Source organism: Serratia sp. CoH_122_TC_1, assembly GCF_058191755.1.
The window spans coordinates 36,000-54,551 of the sequence record NZ_JBXWLA010000019.1; the positions used below are offsets into that span (position 1 = coordinate 36,000).

The 18,552-nt window shown below is 54.3% G+C and carries 20 protein-coding genes; 11 read left to right on the top strand and 9 right to left on the bottom strand.

Features of this window, described 5'->3' with window-relative positions; all coding sequences use genetic code 11:
- Positions 1 to 21: 21 nt before the first annotated feature.
- A complete protein-coding gene (gene glpK / locus AC2FC2_RS21630; protein ID WP_209640029.1) occupies positions 22 to 1,530 on the top strand; it encodes a glycerol kinase GlpK in 1,509 nt (502 codons plus the stop codon).
- A gap of 131 nt (positions 1,531 to 1,661) precedes the next feature.
- A complete protein-coding gene (glpX, locus tag AC2FC2_RS21635; protein ID WP_265556744.1) occupies positions 1,662 to 2,672 on the top strand; it encodes a class II fructose-bisphosphatase in 1,011 nt (336 codons plus the stop codon).
- Positions 2,673 to 2,704: 32 nt separating this feature from the next.
- Here the strand turns inward: glpX and emrD are convergent, their stop codons facing one another.
- Complete coding sequence (gene emrD, locus AC2FC2_RS21640; RefSeq protein WP_209640034.1) at positions 2,705 to 3,889, bottom strand: multidrug efflux MFS transporter EmrD; 1,185 nt, start codon at positions 3,887 to 3,889, stop codon at positions 2,705 to 2,707.
- 296 nt (positions 3,890 to 4,185) lie between these two features.
- Here emrD and AC2FC2_RS21645 point away from each other — a divergent pair, with 296 nt between their 5' ends.
- Positions 4,186 to 4,809: a helix-turn-helix transcriptional regulator gene (locus AC2FC2_RS21645; protein ID WP_209640036.1), complete on the top strand. Its 624-nt coding sequence runs from the start codon at positions 4,186 to 4,188 to the stop codon at positions 4,807 to 4,809.
- 3 nt (positions 4,810 to 4,812) lie between these two features.
- Positions 4,813 to 5,559, top strand: coding sequence for a ferredoxin--NADP(+) reductase (gene fpr, locus AC2FC2_RS21650; protein WP_265556745.1), 747 nt, complete (start codon positions 4,813 to 4,815; stop codon positions 5,557 to 5,559).
- Positions 5,560 to 5,568: 9 nt separating this feature from the next.
- Here fpr and AC2FC2_RS21655 read toward each other — a convergent pair whose 3' ends face one another.
- Positions 5,569 to 5,994 carry a DUF805 domain-containing protein gene (locus tag AC2FC2_RS21655; protein ID WP_037425588.1) on the bottom strand — a complete coding sequence of 142 codons (426 nt, stop codon included), beginning with the start codon at positions 5,992 to 5,994 and terminating at the stop codon, positions 5,569 to 5,571.
- 200 nt (positions 5,995 to 6,194) lie between these two features.
- Here AC2FC2_RS21655 and AC2FC2_RS21660 point away from each other — a divergent pair, with 200 nt between their 5' ends.
- Both AC2FC2_RS21660 and tpiA read left to right on the top strand, forming a co-directional pair.
- Positions 6,195 to 6,785: a DUF1454 family protein gene (locus tag AC2FC2_RS21660; protein ID WP_490659894.1), complete on the top strand. Its 591-nt coding sequence runs from the start codon at positions 6,195 to 6,197 to the stop codon at positions 6,783 to 6,785.
- Between the two features lie 127 nt (positions 6,786 to 6,912).
- A complete protein-coding gene (tpiA, locus tag AC2FC2_RS21665; RefSeq protein WP_012147479.1) occupies positions 6,913 to 7,680 on the top strand; it encodes a triose-phosphate isomerase in 768 nt (255 codons plus the stop codon).
- Positions 7,681 to 7,747: 67 nt separating this feature from the next.
- Here the strand turns inward: tpiA and AC2FC2_RS21670 are convergent, their stop codons facing one another.
- The 4 genes from AC2FC2_RS21670 to cpxP form a co-directional block, all read right to left on the bottom strand.
- Positions 7,748 to 8,737: a sulfate ABC transporter substrate-binding protein gene (locus tag AC2FC2_RS21670; RefSeq protein WP_490659895.1), complete on the bottom strand. Its 990-nt coding sequence runs from the start codon at positions 8,735 to 8,737 to the stop codon at positions 7,748 to 7,750.
- Positions 8,738 to 8,922: 185 nt separating this feature from the next.
- Positions 8,923 to 9,885, bottom strand: a complete 963-nt coding sequence (pfkA, locus tag AC2FC2_RS21675; protein ID WP_209640046.1) for a 6-phosphofructokinase — start codon at positions 9,883 to 9,885, stop codon at positions 8,923 to 8,925.
- Positions 9,886 to 10,116: 231 nt separating this feature from the next.
- On the bottom strand, positions 10,117 to 11,019 hold the full coding sequence (fieF, locus tag AC2FC2_RS21680) for a CDF family cation-efflux transporter FieF (RefSeq protein WP_209640049.1): 903 nt from the start codon (positions 11,017 to 11,019) through the stop codon (positions 10,117 to 10,119).
- Positions 11,020 to 11,136: 117 nt separating this feature from the next.
- A complete protein-coding gene (gene cpxP, locus AC2FC2_RS21685) occupies positions 11,137 to 11,631 on the bottom strand; it encodes a cell-envelope stress modulator CpxP (RefSeq protein WP_037421671.1) in 495 nt (164 codons plus the stop codon).
- A gap of 149 nt (positions 11,632 to 11,780) precedes the next feature.
- Between cpxP and cpxR the strand changes: the two genes are divergently transcribed.
- From cpxR to AC2FC2_RS21710, 5 genes are all read left to right on the top strand, one after another.
- Entirely contained in the window at positions 11,781 to 12,479 is a 699-nt protein-coding gene (gene cpxR / locus AC2FC2_RS21690; RefSeq protein WP_004953234.1) for an envelope stress response regulator transcription factor CpxR, read from the top strand.
- Positions 12,476 to 13,849 carry an envelope stress sensor histidine kinase CpxA gene (gene cpxA / locus AC2FC2_RS21695; RefSeq protein ID WP_209640053.1) on the top strand — a complete coding sequence of 458 codons (1,374 nt, stop codon included), beginning with the start codon at positions 12,476 to 12,478 and terminating at the stop codon, positions 13,847 to 13,849. The genes cpxR and cpxA overlap by 4 nt, the downstream gene beginning before the upstream one ends.
- Positions 13,850 to 13,912: 63 nt before the next feature.
- Positions 13,913 to 14,386 (top strand): tRNA (uridine(34)/cytosine(34)/5-carboxymethylaminomethyluridine(34)-2'-O)-methyltransferase TrmL, encoded by a 474-nt coding sequence (trmL, locus tag AC2FC2_RS21700; RefSeq protein WP_209640056.1) that lies wholly within the window; start codon positions 13,913 to 13,915, stop codon positions 14,384 to 14,386.
- Between the two features lie 62 nt (positions 14,387 to 14,448).
- Positions 14,449 to 15,243 (top strand): CHAD domain-containing protein, encoded by a 795-nt coding sequence (locus AC2FC2_RS21705; RefSeq protein ID WP_265556749.1) that lies wholly within the window; start codon positions 14,449 to 14,451, stop codon positions 15,241 to 15,243.
- Between the two features lie 94 nt (positions 15,244 to 15,337).
- On the top strand, positions 15,338 to 16,009 hold the full coding sequence (locus AC2FC2_RS21710; RefSeq protein ID WP_209640062.1) for a DUF3313 domain-containing protein: 672 nt from the start codon (positions 15,338 to 15,340) through the stop codon (positions 16,007 to 16,009).
- 69 nt (positions 16,010 to 16,078) lie between these two features.
- Here the strand turns inward: AC2FC2_RS21710 and cysE are convergent, their stop codons facing one another.
- The 3 genes from cysE to secB form a co-directional block, all read right to left on the bottom strand.
- On the bottom strand, positions 16,079 to 16,900 hold the full coding sequence (cysE, locus tag AC2FC2_RS21715; RefSeq protein WP_209640065.1) for a serine O-acetyltransferase: 822 nt from the start codon (positions 16,898 to 16,900) through the stop codon (positions 16,079 to 16,081).
- Between the two features lie 134 nt (positions 16,901 to 17,034).
- Positions 17,035 to 18,054 (bottom strand): NAD(P)H-dependent glycerol-3-phosphate dehydrogenase, encoded by a 1,020-nt coding sequence (gpsA, locus tag AC2FC2_RS21720; protein ID WP_265556750.1) that lies wholly within the window; start codon positions 18,052 to 18,054, stop codon positions 17,035 to 17,037.
- Positions 18,054 to 18,524, bottom strand: a complete 471-nt coding sequence (gene secB / locus AC2FC2_RS21725; protein ID WP_004953255.1) for a protein-export chaperone SecB — start codon at positions 18,522 to 18,524, stop codon at positions 18,054 to 18,056. The genes gpsA and secB overlap by 1 nt, the downstream gene beginning before the upstream one ends.
- Positions 18,525 to 18,552: the final 28 nt, after the last annotated feature.

Below are 18,552 nucleotides of genomic sequence, written 5' to 3' on the forward strand. Positions count from 1 at the left end.
AACAACAGCAGGACTAAAATCATGACTGTAGAAAAAAAATACATTGTCGCGCTCGACCAGGGAACCACCAGTTCACGTGCCGTAGTGCTAGACCACGATGCCAATATTGTTGCGGTATCCCAGCGTGAGTTCACGCAGATTTACCCGAAAGCGGGCTGGGTTGAGCATGACCCGATGGAGATTTGGTCATCGCAGAGCTCAACGCTGGTAGAAGTGCTGGCGAAGGCCGACATCAATTCCGATCAAATCGCCGGTATCGGCATCACCAACCAGCGCGAAACCACCATCGTCTGGGAGAAAGAGACCGGTAAGCCAATTTATAACGCCATTGTCTGGCAATGCCGTCGTACCGCTGACATTTGCGAGAAGCTCAAACGCGATGGCATGGAAGAGTACATCCGTCACAACACCGGCCTGGTGGTTGACCCGTACTTCTCCGGCACCAAAGTTAAATGGATCCTGGATAACGTAGAAGGCGCCCGTGAACGCGCCAAACGCGGCGAGCTGCTGTTCGGTACCGTCGATACCTGGCTGGTGTGGAAAATGACCCAAGGGCGGGTGCATGTGACCGATTACACCAACGCCTCGCGTACCATGATGTTCAATATCCATGAGCTGGACTGGGATGAGCGCATGTTGGAAGCGCTGGATATCCCGCGTGCCATGTTGCCAAAAGTCCGCCCTTCCTCGGAAGTGTACGGCCAGACCAACATCGGGGGTAAAGGCGGTACACGTATTCCAATCGCCGGCATCGCGGGTGACCAACAGGCGGCGCTGTATGGCCAACTGTGCGTTCAACCGGGCATGGCGAAAAACACCTACGGCACCGGTTGCTTCCTGTTGATGAACACCGGCAAAGAAGCGGTACGTTCTAACCACGGCCTGCTGACCACTATCGCTTGCGGTCCACGCGGCGAAGTGAACTACGCGCTGGAAGGGGCAGTATTCATCGGCGGCGCGTCTATTCAATGGTTGCGTGATGAACTGAAATTGATCAGTGATGCAGCCGACTCCGAATACTTTGCCACCAAGGTGAAAGACAGTAATGGCGTGTACGTGGTGCCAGCCTTCACCGGTTTGGGCGCCCCTTATTGGGACCCGTATGCCCGTGGTGCAATCTTCGGTCTGACTCGCGGCGCGAACAGCAACCACATCATCCGTGCAACGTTGGAGTCTATCGCTTACCAAACGCGCGACGTGCTGGATGCCATGCAGGCTGACTCCAACACCCGCCTGCAATCGCTGCGTGTGGACGGTGGCGCCGTTGCTAACAACTTCCTGATGCAGTTCCAGTCTGACATCCTCGGCACCCGTGTAGAGCGTCCTGAAGTGCGTGAGTCGACTGCACTGGGCGCAGCCTTCCTGGCGGGTCTGGCGATCGGTTATTGGAATGACCTGGATGAGGTGAAGAGCAAGGCGGTTATCGAGCGCGAATTCCGTCCGAGCATTGAAACCACCGAACGTAACTTCCGTTACAGCGGCTGGAAAAAAGCGGTTGCCCGTGCACAAGCATGGGAAGAACACGATTAACGTCGCTCTGCGTTGTTAACCCCTATCACGCGCTGCCTTCGGGCGGCGCGTTTTTTTTTGCACCGCCCTCCCCGTAGCCCCTGTGATAAACTTTGCCGATATTTTCTTCCTTCTCACAGACAGGTTTTGCCATGAAACGTGAATTAGCCATCGAATTTTCCCGCGTGACCGAAGCCGCCGCACTGGCGGGTTACAAATGGCTGGGACGCGGCGACAAGAATGCCGCTGACGGCGCGGCGGTCAACGCCATGCGTATTATGCTCAATAAAGTGGATATCGATGGCCGCATCGTGATCGGCGAAGGCGAGATTGATGAAGCACCGATGCTGTATATCGGTGAGCAGGTCGGCAGTGGCCAAGGTGACGCGGTAGACATCGCAGTCGATCCGATCGAAGGCACCCGCATGACCGCCATGGGCCAGTCCAACGCGCTGGCGGTATTGGCGGTAGGCGATCGCGGTACCTTCCTGCACGCGCCGGACATGTACATGGAGAAGCTGGTGGTCGGCCCGGCAGCACGCGGCGCCATCGATCTCACATTGCCGCTGGCAGAGAACCTGCAGAATGTAGCGGCACGGTTGGGCAAACCTCTGTCGCAGCTGACAGTGATCGTGCTGGCCAAGCCGCGACACGACGGCGTTATCGCGCACATGCAACAGCTCGGGGTCCGCGTCTTTGCCATCCCTGACGGCGACGTGGCGGCCTCTATCCTGACCTGTATGCCTGACAGCGAAGTCGACGTGATGTATGGCATCGGCGGCGCACCTGAAGGGGTGATTTCCGCGGCGGTCATCCGCGCACTGGACGGTGATATGCAGGCACGGCTGTTACCACGCCACCAGGTGAAGGGGGAAAGTGCCGAGAATCGCCGCATCGGCGAAGAAGAACTGGCACGCTGCAAAGAGATGGGGATTGAAGCCGGTAAGGTGTTGATGCTCGATGACATGGCGCGCAACGACAACGTCATTTTCTCCGCGACGGGTATCACCAAAGGCGACCTACTGGAAGGGATCAGCCGTCAAGGTAATATGGCCACCACGGAAACGCTGTTAATCCGCGGTAAATCACGCACCATTCGCCGCATTCGTTCAACCCATTATCTGGATCGCAAAGACCCGGCACTGCACGAATTCCTGCTGTAATGAAACAGGGCGCCGATGGCGCCCTGCTCGTTTTATGCGGTATGACCTTGGTGCTGCATTCGGTTCGACAACGGCCACCAGCAAAGCAGAATCAACAGTGCCATGGCAAACATCAGCAAACCGAGGCTGAACTGCCCGGTCTGTGGCAACATGGCAGAAAGCCAGGTCGCCAGGCCAGAACCCATATTTTGCATGCCACCGACCAACGCGCCTGCGGCCCCGGCCAGATAAGGGAAAGGTTCCATCGCACCCGTCGTGGCCAGCGGGAACATCATGCCGGCACCGAAAAAGAACAATGCAGCCGGCACAATCAGCGTCCAGATATTCATCACGCCAAACCACCCGGGGATCCACATCATCAGACCTGCCAACAGGCAACTGATGACGGAGTGCCACACCAGACTGTGGAAGGTCTTGCCGTCTCGACCGGCGTACCAGGCACCAAAAAATGCCGCCGGTATAGGCAGGATAAACAGAATACTGACGGTCAGACCGCTCAAGCCCAACACGCCCCCCATCAGCACGCCACAGCTGGCTTCAAACACGGCAATCCCCGCCAGTGCACCGATCAGCATCACCAAATAACAACTGAAGGTGCTATCGCCCAACAACTTGCGGAAACTCGCCAGCATTCGCCGCTTTTCGGTCTGCTGCGGTCGAGTTTCCGGCAGCCAGCGAAACATGGCAAAAGCGACACCGGTACACAGCACCAGCAGGAAGGCATAACAGGCACGCCAACCAAAGACCATCGCCAATGCCCCACCGATGATCGGCGCCAGCAGTGGGCTCACCAGGATACCCATGTTAAGCAGGCTGTTGGCGTATCGCAGTGATGTGCCAGCATACAGGTCACGTGGCATGGTACGTGCCATCACTCCAGCCACGCCGGTACCCATCCCCTGAATAGCACTGGCAGCAACCAGCATCGTCAGGCTGTTGGACAACAATGCGCCCAGGGCACCGATCATGAAAATCATCATCCCAGCCAGGATCACCGGGCGGCGGCCAATACGGTCAGACAGCGGGCCGTAAATCAGTTGCGAGAAGCCATAGGTCATCAGATATGCCGCCATCACGCGCTGTACTGCACCTGAACGCACCGACAGATCTTTGGCAATATCAGCAACAACGGGAACATAAATGGTTTGTGCCATCTGACCGACAGCCACCAACAGGGTAAGCATCACCAGCAGGTGAAAGTTTTCTATTTTTCTCATTATCTTCGTTAACGTATTAACTCGTCACAGCGTCCCGTTCTGGCTCGAAATTCGGCCAGAACGGCGAGCAGCCCTCTATGGCGGCATAAGCTAACAAATTTAATTTTTTTAGCGAGTTTCAGGCAAATATTGATCTTGGTCACAGTGGCAGCAAAGGCAACCAGCCACGTAAATTAAACTGTACGTCTAACGCTTAAGAGTTAACAATGGCAAACTTTCAGTAGTTTACCTTTAGCATTTAATCGATAATTATTTTCATCATCTTGAAATAAAATAACGCCATAGGGATTGGGTTAATGAAGACACCAGAGCTGATTTTATTGCAGTTAAAAACCTTGGGGCCGCATTCCGCCAAAATGTTGGCTGAGCGTCTGGATATCACCCCCATGGGCATCCGTCAGCATCTGCAATCCCTGGAAAAACGTGAGTTGGTTTGCTACGAAGAGGCACGCACTAAAGTGGGTCGCCCTACGCGCTACTGGTCGCTGACCCATCAGGGTCATGCCCAGTTCGCCGATTGCCACAATACATTGGCGGCGGCGCTACTGGATTCTGCGAATCAGCTGTTTGGCGCTGAAGGGGTAGAACAGTTACTCAGTGTACGTGAAGATAAGCTTTATCAACGTTATGCCGAAGAACTGTCCGAGGAGGCTTGCCATCAGGCTAAACTCAACCGGCTCGTGCGCCTGCGGCAACACGATGGTTATATGGCAGAACTGTTTGAACATCCGCAGGGTATGCTACTGGTAGAAAACCACTGCCCTATTGGCGTAGCAGCCACCGCTTGCAGCAGCCTATGCGACTCGGAACTACAGTTGTTTCACCGCCTGTTCGGTCACAGCTATCGCATAGAGCGTACCGCACATGCCATTTCCGGCTCACGACATTGCGCTTATTTGATTCGACCATTGGAGCTTTAGAGTATGGCTGACTGGGTTAATGGCAAGGTTACGCAAGTCACGCAGTGGACCGACGGGTTGTTCAGTATTACCGTCCGCGCCCCCATTGCCCCCTTCATCGCAGGGCAATTTGCCAAATTGGCGCTAGAAATTGACGGCGAGCGCGTGCAACGCGCCTATTCCTATGTCAACGCCCCCAGCGATCCGAACCTGGAGTTTTACCTGGTCACCGTGCCGGAAGGCAAACTGAGCCCACGTCTCAATCAGCTACAGCCGGGGTCGGAAGTGATGGTCACCAAAGACGCTGCCGGATTTTTCGTGCTGGACGAAGTGCCGGAATGCGACACCCTGTGGATGCTGGCAACGGGTACGGCTATCGGCCCATACCTATCCATTCTGCAGGAGGGTAAAGACCTGGAACGTTTCAAGAATCTGGTACTGGTGCATGCCACCCGCTTTGCACGCGATCTCAGTTACCTGCCGCTGATGCAACAGCTGCAACAGCGCTACAACGGCAAACTGCGCATTCAGACTGTCGTAAGCCGTGAGGAGGTTGCCGGCTCACTGACGGGCCGTGTGCCGGCGTTGATTGAGGATGGCCGACTGGAAGCCGCGGTAGGGTTAACGATCAATGCTGAAACGGACCACGTCATGTTGTGCGGTAACCCGCAAATGGTGCGGGATACCCAGCAGACGCTGAAAGATCAGCGGCAGATGCGCAAGCATCTGCGCCGCAAGCCAGGCCATATCACCAGCGAACATTACTGGTAACCCGTATCCTCAGTCTGCGCTGAACTTCACTGGCTTGGCCGGTGGGCCAAAACGGTTATCCTCGGGCGTGCCGACAAACGCGCCCAAATCGATCATCATCATCACAATGATCAACGTCGGGATAAAACGCCCTACCCCCCACTGCCAAACCGGTGCCAGCATCTGCCAGTTTCCGGCCGCCAGCAACCAGGCGACGATCAGCAACAGCGCCCACCAACCGGCTTTATTACGGTCATGCAGCCGCTTCACCAACACCGCCGCCGTTGGCCATAGCAGCCCGACGATAAAGAAGGCAATGGTTTGGATATCCACGAGCTCACGGCTGGCAAGAGAAAAAGCCACCGCCATCAGTACCAGCCACAGCACCATCCAAATCCAGAAGTCACGCCGCCCAATTCGGCCTTTAAACGAAAAGCACCACTGTTGTATTGTCATTGAATCCTGCGTTGTTAGCCTGCCCATAATCTGCCGTGCAGTGTAACATAGGCGCGGCATGGCGAAGGTTTCCGCCCTGCATTACGCGGAGTAACGCACAGCTTTCCTGTCAGCAAGCGATAATGGCACGGGATCTTTGACAATCCCCCTCGGTTATCGCTTTAATCGGAGCCATCTTTGTTCTTGATGCCGTGTATACCATGTTGAGAAAAACCATCGCCATCGCCTGCCTGTTATTGAGTATCAACAGCGCCTGGGCCGATCCGCCGGATGCCGCCGTCAGTGCGTCGCCTACCGCGCCGTACCTGCTCGCCGGGGCGCCGACGTTTGATCTGACGGTGGTGGAATTCCGCGAAAAGTATAATCGCGACAACCCGAAATTACCGATCGGTGAGTTTCGCGCTATCGCAACGGGCGAAGACGACACCCCGCTGCTGACGCGCGCCGCCAGCAAGTTGAACGAAAATCTCTACGCCTCTACCGCACTGGAAAAAGGCACCGGCAAAATCAAAACGCTACAAATTACCCACCTGCCGCTGCAACAGGCCGGCGAAGAAAAAGCCGCTCGCACCATTGCTATTAGCTACATGGCCGCGCTGATGCGCCAGTTTGAAACGGCACTCACGGTGGATCAAAGCTTGGGCAAAGTGGCCACCCTGCTGGAAAAAGGCAAAGGTTCACGCTTTTACCAACAGCAGGTCGGTGCGATCCGTTATGTTGTGTCAGACAACGGCGATAAAGGGGTAACTTTCGCTGTTGAACCGGTTAAGCTGACGTTATCCGAGCCATAACAGCGGGCTATTTAATGACGAAAAGCAAAGCCTTCGTGCTTAATCATCTCTATACTGTTGGGCAGGTAAACTGCCGGTCCGGCAGTGGTTATTTCGACTCTCGCGTTCCCTTGTTGGAGGAAAAAACATGCGTCATCCATTAGTTATGGGTAACTGGAAGCTCAACGGCAGCACTCACATGGTTAACGAACTGATTGCCGCTCTGCGCAATGAACTGAGCAGCGTTGACGGTTGTGGCGTTGCTATCGCACCGCCAGTCATGTACCTGGACCAAGCCAAACACGCGCTGGCTGGTAGCCGCATTGCTCTGGGCGCACAAAACGTTGACGTCAACCTGTCCGGCGCATTCACCGGTGAAGTTTCCGCTGACATGCTGAAAGATATTGGCGCGCAATACATCATCATCGGCCACTCTGAGCGTCGCACTTACCACAAAGAAACCGATGCTGCGATCGCCGAGAAATTTGCCGTACTGAAAACTGCCGGTCTGATCCCTGTACTGTGCATCGGTGAAACTGACGCAGAAAACGAAGCGGGTAAAACCGAAGAGGTTTGCGCACGCCAGATTGACGCCGTGCTGAAAACCCAGGGTGCTGAAGCGTTCAAAGGCGCAGTTATCGCTTACGAACCTATTTGGGCCATCGGTACCGGCAAGTCTGCTACCCCAGCGCAGGCACAAGCCGTACACAAATTTATCCGTGATCACATCGCTAAACAGGACGCTGCCGTCGCTGCAGAAGTGATCATCCAGTACGGTGGTTCCGTGAACGATAAGAATGCCGCCGAGCTGTTCACCCAGCCAGACATCGATGGCGCGCTGGTTGGCGGCGCATCACTGAAAGCCGATGCTTTCGCTGTGATCGTCAAAGCCGCTGCTGCCGCTAAAAAAGCCTGAGTTCACTCGGCTGATAAATGACAAAACCCCGGCTTGCCGGGGTTTATTTATTGTGGCTCATTCATACTTAGCGTTTGCTGATTTCATCAAACACGCCACCCGTCGCGAAATGCACCTTCTGCGCCTGTGTCCAACCGCCAAAAGTGTCATCCACGGTGAAAAGCTTCAGTTTCGGGAATTGCTCGGCAAACTTGGCGGCCACTGCCGCATCACGTGGGCGATAGTAGTTTTTCGCCGCAATAGTCTGCCCTTCCGGCGTATACAGATATTTCAGATAAGCAGTAGCCACATCGCGGGTACCACGCTTATCAACCACCTTATCTACCACCGACACGGTTGGCTCGGCCAAAATCGATTCACTCGGGGTGATAATTTCAAATTTGTCTTTACCCAGCTCTTTTTCTGCCAACAACGCTTCATTTTCCCAAGCGATCAGCACATCACCGATTCCGCGTTCCACGAAGGTATTGGTTGAGCCACGCGCACCGGAATCCAGTACTTCAACGTTTTTATACAGATCCTTAACGAACGCCTGTGCCTTGGCCTGATCGTTATTGTTTTGATGCAACGCATAACCCCAGGCTGCCAGGTAATTCCAGCGCGCCCCGCCGGAGGTTTTCGGGTTCGGTGTAATCACCGACACGCCTGGTTTGATCAAATCCGGCCAGTCATGAATTTGTTTTGGGTTTCCTTTGCGCACCAGAAACACAATGGTCGAGGTATAAGGTGCCGAGTTGTCTGGCAGGCGTTTGATCCACTCTTTATCGATGCGGCCTCGCTCAGCGATAGCATCCACATCGTAGGCCAACGCCAGTGTCACTACGTCGGCCTCAATGCCGTTGATCACCGACGTCGCTTGCTTACCTGAGCCGCCGTGCGACTGCCGCACCGTCACGTTATCCCCAGTCTGCTGCTGCCAATATTTGCCGAATGCGGTGTTATATTCCTGATAAAACTCACGTGTCGGGTCATATGAAACGTTCAGCAATTGGATATCTTTCGCCATGGCACCGGACGCCAGTAACATGATTGTCAGACCTACACCCCATTTACGCATTGACTCGCTCTCCCAGGAAAATAATCGCAACCTCAATCGGTTGATTTAGCATCAGAGCCTGCCAGAAACTTTCCCACCAATTAAAGAATAAAAAATGTTGGGCTATACGATTCTGGAATATAACCGCAAAGACATAAAAAAAGCCTCCGCATGCGGAGGCTTCTATTGCCCGGATTAAGACGGGATCAATACAGTTTTTTCGCTGTTTCCAGCCAGTCGCCCTTGAATGGACGCTTCATATTTTCGATCGCATCGATGATGTCATGGTGCACCATCTTCTCGTTTTGGATACCGACACAACGCCCGCCGTAGCCCTGCAGCAGCAGTTCGATAGCGTAAGCGCCCATGCGAGAGGCAAGAATACGGTCGTAAGCAACGGGAGAACCGCCACGCTGAATATGGCCCAGCACCGTGGCACGGGTTTCACGTTTGGTTTCCTGTTCGATATGGCGAGCCAGCTCATCGATATCGCAAATGTGCTCCGTGATCGCCACGATCGCGTGTTTCTTACCTTTGGCGATCCCGGCCTTGATTTCGCAAACCAGGTCTTCACGGTTGAATTCAGTTTCAGGCAACACGATAAATTCACAACCACCGGCGATGGCTGCCGCCAGGGTCAGATCGCCGCAGTAGCGGCCCATCACTTCAACGATGGAGATACGCTGATGAGAAGACGAGGTGTCGCGCAGGCGGTCAATGGCTTCCACGACGGTTTCAAGCGCGGTGAAGAAACCGATGGTGTAGTCGGTACCGGCCACGTCGTTATCGATGGTGCCTGGCAAGCCGATACAAGGGAACCCTTCTTCCGTCAGGCGTTTGGCACCCATATAGGAACCGTCACCGCCAATAACCACCAGCGCATCAATGCCGCGGTTTTGCAGGTTTTCAATCGCCTTGGCGCGTACGCTGTCGTCTCTGAATTCAGGGAAGCGGGCTGAGCCGAGGAAAGTGCCGCCGCGATTGATCATATCGGACACGCTATAACGGTCCAATTGTTCCATGCGGTCTTCGTACAAGCCAAGGTAGCCATCGTAAATACCAAAAACTTCCAGACCTTCCGAAAGTGCAGCACGCACAACGCCACGGATCGCAGCGTTCATACCCGGCGAATCACCGCCACTCGTCAGTACACCGATTTTCTTGATCATGACTACCTCTGAACTGTAGATGCAATTTCTTAAGAATTCTGTATTCGCCGATTGTCTTGGAACCACTCAGGCTACAGAAAACCAGCTTTACGGCTTTATTGCTGGATATTATAGCAAAAACACCCAGCTGAATTGATTCAAGTCACGCAATATTGCGGTAAAAAACTGTCATGGCACGCTGAGCTAACGCCACTCTTTGCGCGCAATGCAATCTCACCGTCCCTGTACTGATTATAGCTCCCAACGCCCCTGCTGGCCCGCTGGCACCACAGAACAAGGATCCTGGTGGATGAGAATATCCGCCCCTGGGAAACGATGCAGCAACGCCTGCTCTACTTGCTCGGCCAGGATATGCGCCTGCATCAGCGGCAGCCCATCGTCCATCTCCAGGTGCAACTGAATAAAACGTGTCGGGCCGGATTGGCGGGTGCGTAAATCGTGTGCGCCTTTCACCCCTGGCCAAGAGGAAACCACCTCAATAATGGCCTGGCGTTCTTCGTCCGGCAATGCCCTGTCCAGCAGCGATTGCACAGCCTCATTACCCATCCGCAGCGCGCTGTAAAGAATGTAAACGCCAATTCCCAATGCAAACAATGCATCCGCCCGTTGGAAACCATACCAGCTTAGCGCAAGCGCGATAAGAATAGCACCATTCATCATGACATCTGACTGATAATGAAGCATATCTGCTCGCACAGCCTGACTGCGCGTTTTTCTGACCACCCAACGCTGATAGGTGACCAGCAACAGAGTGCTAAACAACGCAACAACCGTAACCACAATACCTATGCCAGGGTCGCGCAGCGTTTCAGGTGAATAAAGATGCTGGAAGCCCGTCAGAAACAGGAACAGCGCCGAGCCAGAAATAAACATGCTTTGTGCCAGCGCGGCCAATGATTCTGCCTTGCCGTGCCCGAAGGTATGTTCTTCATCGGCCGGCTGCAGCGAGTAGCGCACCACCAACAAGTTGGTCAATGACGCGGCAATATCCACCAGCGAGTCCACCAAAGCCGCTAACAGACTCACCGAACCGGTGTGGTACCAGGCAATAATTTTGATCAGCAACAGTATTGAGGCCAACGCGGTGGCAGCTAGCGCGGCAGACTTCACCAAACGCGCATATTGCGGTTCCATAACCCATCCCGGTTGAACGTTGAGAGGGTCAATATAGCGAAATGATGGACAAAAAAAACCCCGCCATCATGGCGGGGGAAGACAGGGATGGTGTCTATGGCAAGGAAAAACAGGGGACTACTCAGTCATACTTAACTTCTGGGCAGAAGTTTGCTGCAAACCAGAAATTTGTTGCTCCATCTGCTGCATACGCTGCTGATGCTTCTGGTCTAAAACACTTTTTTGCTGTGGCGTCAGTAGGTTATACATTTGGTTGCGTACTCTGGCCATTTCGACCTGGCGCTTAACCTGTTGCTGAGCCATCTCTTCCGCCTGGGCATACACGGCGGCTTCATCAAATTTGTCTGCGGTTACCAGTTTATGCATAGCTTCCATTTCAGCTACATTGACACCAGGCAGATCGTGGCGCGCTTGGCGCATTAAATCGCGCATTTGCTGCCGCTGCTGTTCAGTCAGGCTAACACCGTCAAACATGTGGTGCTGGCCAGGCGCTCTGGTCATCGCGTCGTTTCCGGGAGTCGGTACAGTTTCCGATGTAGTGTCAGCAGCGAACGCAGCGGTAGAACCTATTGCCAGCATTGATGCCATAACTAATGCGGTCACCTTACGCATTTTAACTCCTCGTGCTTTCTCACTTTGCGAATCAACGAGGAGCAGTGTACTGCTGCACCTGCAAACATGCGTCAGTGCATGTAAAACTACGTAAAGTCATGGAATGCCAACAGTTGATGACGTATTTTGCGTCAGGAGGAAAAAATACAATGAACAAAATTCTGTTAGTTGACGACGACCGCGAGTTGACCTCGCTGTTAAAAGAACTTCTTGAAATGGAAGGTTTTACTATCGTCGTAGCCTACGATGGTGAACAGGCGTTGTCGCTTCTGGACAGCTCCATTGATCTGCTGTTGCTCGACATCATGATGCCAAAGAAGAACGGTATCGATACGTTAAAAGAGTTGCGTCAGCACCACCAGACACCCGTCATTATGCTGACCGCACGCGGCAGCGAATTGGACCGCGTGTTGGGTCTGGAACTGGGTGCCGATGACTACTTGCCAAAACCGTTTAACGATCGTGAGCTGGTCGCGCGTATTCGTGCGATTCTGCGCCGATCCAACTGGAGCGAACAGCAGCAAAATGTCGATACCGGCGCACCCACGCTGGACGTTGACGGTTTGCAGCTCAACCCAGGCCGCCAGGAAGCCAGCTTTGACGGTCAAACGCTGGATCTTACCGGCACCGAATTTACCCTGTTGTACCTGCTGGCACAGCATCTCGGCCAGGTGGTCTCTCGTGAACTGCTGAGCCAGGAAGTATTGGGCAAACGACTGACGCCTTTCGACCGCGCCATCGACATGCATATCTCCAACTTGCGACGTAAACTCCCGAACCGCAAAGATGGCCATCCGTGGTTCAAAACCTTGCGCGGACGGGGTTATTTAATGGTATCAGCAACATGATCAACAGTTTGACGGCACGCATCTTCGCCATTTTTTGGTTCACATTAGCTCTGGTGCTGATGTTGGTGTTGATGGTGCCCAAGCTCGACTCCCGCCAAATGACCTCGCTGCTGGACAGCGAGCAGCGGCAGGGGCTAATGCTGGAACAACATGTCGAGGCCGAGTTGCAAAACGATCCGGCCAACGATCTGATGTGGTGGCGCCGCTTATTCCGTGCCATTGAAAAATGGGCCCCACCTGGGCAGCGCCTCATTCTGGTTACCAGCGAAGGCCGGGTGATTGGCAACATGCAGCGCAACGAAATGCAGTTGGTGCGTAATTTTATTGGCCAGTCTGATAATTCCGATCATCCCAAGAAGAAAAAATACGGCCGCGTTGAGCTGGTTGGTCCGTTTTCCGTTCGCGACGGTGAAGACAATTACCAGCTGTACCTGATCCGCCCCGCCAACAGCCCGCAATCCGATTTTATCAACCTGATGTTCGACCGGCCGCTGCTGCTGCTGATCGTCACCATGTTAATCAGCGCCCCACTGCTGCTGTGGCTAGCCTGGAGCCTGGCAAAGCCGGCACGTAAGCTGAAGAATGCTGCCGATGATGTTGCACGAGGCAACCTGAAACAGCACCCAGAACTGGAGGCCGGGCCGCAAGAATTTCTGGCAACCGGTGCCAGCTTCAACCAAATGGTCAGTGCACTGGAACGGATGATGACCGCGCAGCAACGGCTTATCTCTGACATCTCACATGAGCTGCGCACACCGCTGACCCGCCTACAGTTAGCTACCGCATTGATGCGCCGCCGCCACGGCGAAGGGCATGAGCTGGCACGTATCGAAACCGAAGCACAGCGCCTCGACTCGATGATCAACGATCTGTTGGTGCTGTCGCGCGGGCAACAGAAAAGCGAGCTGGTGCGTGAGCGGTTGCTGGCCAACGAGCTTTGGGCTGACGTACTGGATGATGCTGGTTTTGAAGCTGAACAAATGGGTAAACAGCTGGAGGTCACTTCCCCTCCCGGCCCGTGGACGCTGTTCGGCAATGCGGGTGCGCTCGACAGCGCGCTGGAAAACATCGTGCGTAACGCCCTGCGCTACTCAAACACTCACATTGCGGTAGCCTTCAGCGCGGACAACCAGGGCATCACCATTGTGGTTGACGACGATGGTCCTGGTGTCAGTACGGAAGATCGCGAGCAAATATTCCGGCCATTTTATCGTACCGACGAAGCACGCGATCGCGCATCCGGTGGGACAGGATTGGGTTTGGCGATCGTAGAAGCGGCAGTCAATCAGCACCGCGGCTGGGTGAAAGCGGAAGACAGCCCGCTCGGCGGGTTGCGACTGGTGCTGTGGTTACCCCTGCACCAACGCTGATCGGCTAAGACAGCTCGGTCAGATTTTGCTATTCTGCGCCCCTCGTCATGAGGGGCTTTTTACATGCTGAACATTGTTTTATTCGAACCTGAGATTCCACCTAACACGGGCAATATTATCCGCCTGTGTGCCAATACCGGCTTTCAACTGCATCTGATAGAGCCGATGGGTTTCCCGTGGGATGATAAACGTCTGCGTCGTGCCGGGCTGGATTACCATGAATTTGCCAACATCCGACGACATGCCGACTATGCCGCTTTTATTGCCAGCGAAAATCCTCAACGGCTGTTTGCCCTGACCACCAAAGGCACCCCGGCGCACAGCGCGGTCAGCTATCAAGCCGGCGACTACCTGCTATTCGGCCCGGAAACCCGTGGATTGCCTGCTGATATCCTGAACGCGCTACCCGCACAACAAAAAATTCGCATTCCCATGCAAGCGCAAAGTCGCAGCATGAATTTGTCTAACGCCGTTGCGGTCGTGGTGTACGAAGCCTGGCGGCAGCTGGACTACGCAGGCGCCGTGATCAAATCTTAACCAATGACAGTGTCTACTTCAGGGAGGATAATCTTTAAAGATGACTTCTCTGGGGACACAACATGGTGTTGGTCAAGAGTATTATCACGCAAGCGCGCAAGCTCGAGAGCGCGTTGAATCAAGCGCTGCTGCGTTTACCTGACGCAACAGACCACGAGGCTCTGCACGACGTACGTATCAACCTGCGGCGTCTCAGGAGCCTGCTGAGACCATTGCGCGGCACTCCGGGTGTTGCGCAGCTCGACGATGCCGCTGCCAAGCTGGGGAAAATCACCACGCCAATGCGCGATCTGGAAGTGCTGATTACCGAACTGGATCAGCATCAGTTAACGTGGCAGGCCAATACGCGCAAGACCGAACTGCAAAGCCGCAAGCTCGCTTTAACATCGTTACCGCTACTTATCCGCCTCCCCACACTGCTGCATGCCTGGCTAAACATGTTCCTCATAACCAAGCATCGGCATACAAAACACCGTATAGCCCATCAGATAACCCAACAGGTAAAACAAGTGCGCCTGGCGCTTGCCGACTCGTATTACGATCGGCATAGATTACGTCTCTTGGTTAAGCACCTGCGCTATGTCGTGGATGCCTACCCCCAATTTCGCCTCATCACGCCTGACGCTATCGCCCACCTGAAAACGGCGCAAAGCACCCTCGGCCATTGGCACGATCATGTTGTCTGGTACCAGATGGCAGAACATCAGCAAGATCTCTGGCCGCTACTGCCACAATGGCAATCAGCCATTGTGATCGCACAGGAAAATGCAGAGGCAGCATTGCTTTTACTGTCGCAAACACTGAGTACCACAGATAAAAAACACGCCAAATATCACAATCCCAACAAACTGGCCTGAAACATCGCACACACGGCGCTGAAAACATCCACTGCGCCCGAAGATAATGAACTATGTTTTGTAAGGGTTATCGACACTCACCATAGGAAATCGTATGAAAAAACAACGCTTGTGCGTTGCCGCAGCGGTCCTGGCAGCAGGCCTGTTGCTGGCAGGTTGTGCATCAAAAGTAACAACAACAGAGCAGTACTCAGGATTCCTGTCTGATTACAGTAAATTGCAGGAAACCAGCTCACCAAGCGGCCATAAAACGCTACGCTGGATCGATCCTAACTTTAAAGAATCCAACTATCGGGGTGTCTATTTTACCCCCATAGTCTATTACCCAGAGGCGAAACCTAACGCCCGCATCAGCCAACAGACGCTAGACAAAATTAGGCACTACACCGACAAAAGTTTGAGAAAAGCGGTAGCCGAGCGCACAACCATACTCAATAGCCCGGCGGGGCCTCGCGTATTGATCGCCAAAGTGGCGATTACGGCTGTCTCTGCCGAAAATGAAGATATGAAATTCTATGAAGTGGTGCCGGTTGCCGCAGTGGTTGCCAGCACCATGGCCGCAACGGGCCACCGGACGCAAAACACGACGCTGTTCCTCGAAGCTGAGTTGATCGATCAGGATACCGGCAAGACCGTACTGGAAGTCGTACGCAAGAGTTACGGCAGAACTGTCAGCAATGACAGTGCACCCGTGACGGAAGAAGAAGTCAAAGCCGCAATCGATGAAATGGTCGCCGACACGGTCGCGTTCCCGAAACAGGGCTAAGCTTCCTTCGCAGAAATAAAGCACAGGGGGAGCCAAAGCTCCCCCTGTTTGATGTGTTATGCGAAAGGGTTAAATACCGTCGCCGTACTCAAATCCATGGTTGTTACCGTTGAAGTACTGATCCATATCCATGGATGGCGTATCGCTTTCCGGTCGACCGACAAGACGTGCTGGTACACCAGCCGCCGTCGTATGCGGCGGCACCGATTGCAGCACTACCGAGCCAGCGCCAATTTTTGCGCCTTTACCCACTTCGATATTGCCGAGAATTTTAGCACCGGCGCCAATCATCACACCTTCACGGATCTTCGGATGGCGATCGCCACTGGTTTTCCCGGTACCGCCAAGGGTGACAGACTGCAGAATAGACACGTTATTTTCTACCACGGCCGTTTCACCGATTACAATGCCGGTAGCGTGGTCGAGCATGATGCCGCAGCCAATAGTGGCGGCCGGATGGATATCCACGCCAAAGGCGACCGAAATCTGGTTTTGTAGATAAATAGCCAGCGCCTGTCGCCCTTGCAACCAGAGCCAGTGGCCAATGCGATAGGCTTGCAGTGCATGGAAGCCTTTCAGATACAGCAGAGGGGTAGAATATTTATCGACGGCCGGGTCGCGTAGGCGCACCGCCAGAATATCGCGAGCTGCCGAAGCGATCATTTGCTGATCGGCAAAATAGGCGTCTTCCACCACTTCGCGCACCGCAATGGCCGGCATAATTGGATTCGCCAGCTTATTTGCCAGAATATAGCTGAGTGCGCCCCCCAGATTGTCGTGCTTGAGCAGCGTCGCATGGTAAAAGCTAGCCAGCATCGGTTCACATTCAGCCAGCCCTCTCGCCTCTGATTTGATGCTATTCCAGACCTGCTCTAACTCTTCTGACGACATCGGGTTCCTCTCCGCCTTGCAAAACAGGCCACCGCATCGCATCGCGATCAAGTGGCCCAAAACAATTGCTGGGTCGGCATGCCGCCCAGCATATCGGTTTATACCCGTCAAATGTTAAGCCACAGGGTTATAAATTACCCGCTGTGCTTTTCATCTTTTCTGGTGCGCCCTAACAGGCTCAGAGCGGCTTCCCGGGCATTTTTATGGCAATACAACACCTGGTAAATCTGTTCGGTAATCGGCATTTCCACGCCGTAGCGTTGTGCCAACGCCAATACCTCTTTGGTATTGCGATAGCCTTCGACAACCTGGCCGATGCTGTCCTGCGCTTCTTGCACGCCTTTCCCCTGCCCCAGCATAATACCGAAGCGACGGTTGCGCGATTGATTATCGGTGCAGGTTAACACCAAATCGCCCAGACCAGCCATGCCCATAAAGGTCGAAGGATCAGCCCCCAGAGCCGAGCCGAGGCGGCTCATTTCCGTCAGGCCGCGAGTAATCAATGCAGTACGTGCGTTAGCACCAAAACCGATGCCGTCTGACATGCCGGCGCCGATGGCAATCACGTTCTTCACGGCCCCGCCCAGCTGTACACCGATAAAATCGGGATTGCTGTAAACGCGGAAGCTTTTGCCACAGTGCAGCAACAGTTGCAGATCTTCGGCAAACTGCGCATCTGTGGAGGCCAATGCAATCGCGGTCGGCAAACCCGCAGCCAGTTCTTTGGCGAACGTCGGCCCTGAGACCACCGCCAGCGGGATAGCATCACCTAGCGCTTCACGCGCTACGTCCTGCAACAACCGGCCCGTTTCCGCTTCCAGCCCCTTGGTCGCCCACACGATGCGGGCATCCGGGCGCAGATGGGGTTTTAACTGACGCAGCACATCGCCGAACACATGGCTGGGTACCACCACCAGCACATCGCGGCTGGCAGCCAGCGCGTGCGCCAGATCGGCTTCGAGCAATAACGTGTCGGGGAAAGCGACGTCGGGAAGAAATGCCTGGTTGCAGCGATCGCGCTGCATTTTTTGAATCTGCTCGGGATTATGGCCCCACAGCACCACAGAGTGGCCATTACGCGCCAGCGTAATGGCTAATGCGGTGCCGTACGAGCCGGCACCGATAACGGTCATTGAAGCATTGACGGTGTTCATCAGGCATCCTGATGTGGTGCGGCACCTTCGCCTTCCGCCTGCTGTTGCAGATAGTTCATGAACAGCGCGTCAAAGTTAACCGGTGCCAGGTTCAACTGCGGGAATGTACCGCGAGAAACCAGGCTGGTGATGCACTCACGTGCATACGGGAACAGAATGTTCGGGCAGTATGCACCCAGGCAATGCGCCAGCTGCGTACCATCGATGCCCGCTACGGAGAAGATGCCCGCCTGCTGCACTTCACACAGGAACGCAGTTTCTTCACCCAGAGATGCAGTCACGGTTACGCGCAGTACAACTTCATACACTTCGTCAGCCAACTGGCTGGAAGCTGTATCTAGATCCAGTTTAACTTCCGGCTGCCATTCTTGCTGGAAAACCTGCGGAGCGTTTGGCGCTTCGAAGGAGATATCCTTGGTGTAAATGCGCTGAATCTGGAAAGCCATCTCTGTGCTGTTTTGTTCTGACATGTGTGTAATACCCTTGGTTAAACGTCCT

Bases quoted from the DNA above. Each gene is read 5' to 3' on its own strand.
- cpxA (WP_209640053.1), top strand. From the start codon at position 12,476: ATGATCAACAGTTTGACGGCACGCATCTTCGCCATTTTTTGGTTCACA.
- AC2FC2_RS21660 (WP_490659894.1), top strand. From the start codon at position 6,195: ATGTTGAGAAAAACCATCGCCATCGCCTGCCTGTTATTGAGTATCAAC.
- trmL (WP_209640056.1), top strand. From the start codon at position 13,913: ATGCTGAACATTGTTTTATTCGAACCTGAGATTCCACCTAACACGGGC.
- fieF (WP_209640049.1), bottom strand. From the start codon at position 11,019: ATGGAACCGCAATATGCGCGTTTGGTGAAGTCTGCCGCGCTAGCTGCC.
- glpK (WP_209640029.1), top strand. From the start codon at position 22: ATGACTGTAGAAAAAAAATACATTGTCGCGCTCGACCAGGGAACCACC.
- AC2FC2_RS21710 (WP_209640062.1), top strand. From the start codon at position 15,338: ATGAAAAAACAACGCTTGTGCGTTGCCGCAGCGGTCCTGGCAGCAGGC.
- AC2FC2_RS21645 (WP_209640036.1), top strand. From the start codon at position 4,186: ATGAAGACACCAGAGCTGATTTTATTGCAGTTAAAAACCTTGGGGCCG.
- cysE (WP_209640065.1), bottom strand. From the start codon at position 16,900: ATGTCGTCAGAAGAGTTAGAGCAGGTCTGGAATAGCATCAAATCAGAG.
- secB (WP_004953255.1), bottom strand. From the start codon at position 18,524: ATGTCAGAACAAAACAGCACAGAGATGGCTTTCCAGATTCAGCGCATT.
- emrD (WP_209640034.1), bottom strand. From the start codon at position 3,889: ATGAGAAAAATAGAAAACTTTCACCTGCTGGTGATGCTTACCCTGTTG.
- AC2FC2_RS21670 (WP_490659895.1), bottom strand. From the start codon at position 8,737: ATGCGTAAATGGGGTGTAGGTCTGACAATCATGTTACTGGCGTCCGGT.
- AC2FC2_RS21705 (WP_265556749.1), top strand. From the start codon at position 14,449: ATGGTGTTGGTCAAGAGTATTATCACGCAAGCGCGCAAGCTCGAGAGC.
- fpr (WP_265556745.1), top strand. From the start codon at position 4,813: ATGGCTGACTGGGTTAATGGCAAGGTTACGCAAGTCACGCAGTGGACC.
- tpiA (WP_012147479.1), top strand. From the start codon at position 6,913: ATGCGTCATCCATTAGTTATGGGTAACTGGAAGCTCAACGGCAGCACT.
- cpxR (WP_004953234.1), top strand. From the start codon at position 11,781: ATGAACAAAATTCTGTTAGTTGACGACGACCGCGAGTTGACCTCGCTG.
- cpxP (WP_037421671.1), bottom strand. From the start codon at position 11,631: ATGCGTAAGGTGACCGCATTAGTTATGGCATCAATGCTGGCAATAGGT.
- gpsA (WP_265556750.1), bottom strand. From the start codon at position 18,054: ATGAACACCGTCAATGCTTCAATGACCGTTATCGGTGCCGGCTCGTAC.
- AC2FC2_RS21655 (WP_037425588.1), bottom strand. From the start codon at position 5,994: ATGACAATACAACAGTGGTGCTTTTCGTTTAAAGGCCGAATTGGGCGG.
- pfkA (WP_209640046.1), bottom strand. From the start codon at position 9,885: ATGATCAAGAAAATCGGTGTACTGACGAGTGGCGGTGATTCGCCGGGT.
- glpX (WP_265556744.1), top strand. From the start codon at position 1,662: ATGAAACGTGAATTAGCCATCGAATTTTCCCGCGTGACCGAAGCCGCC.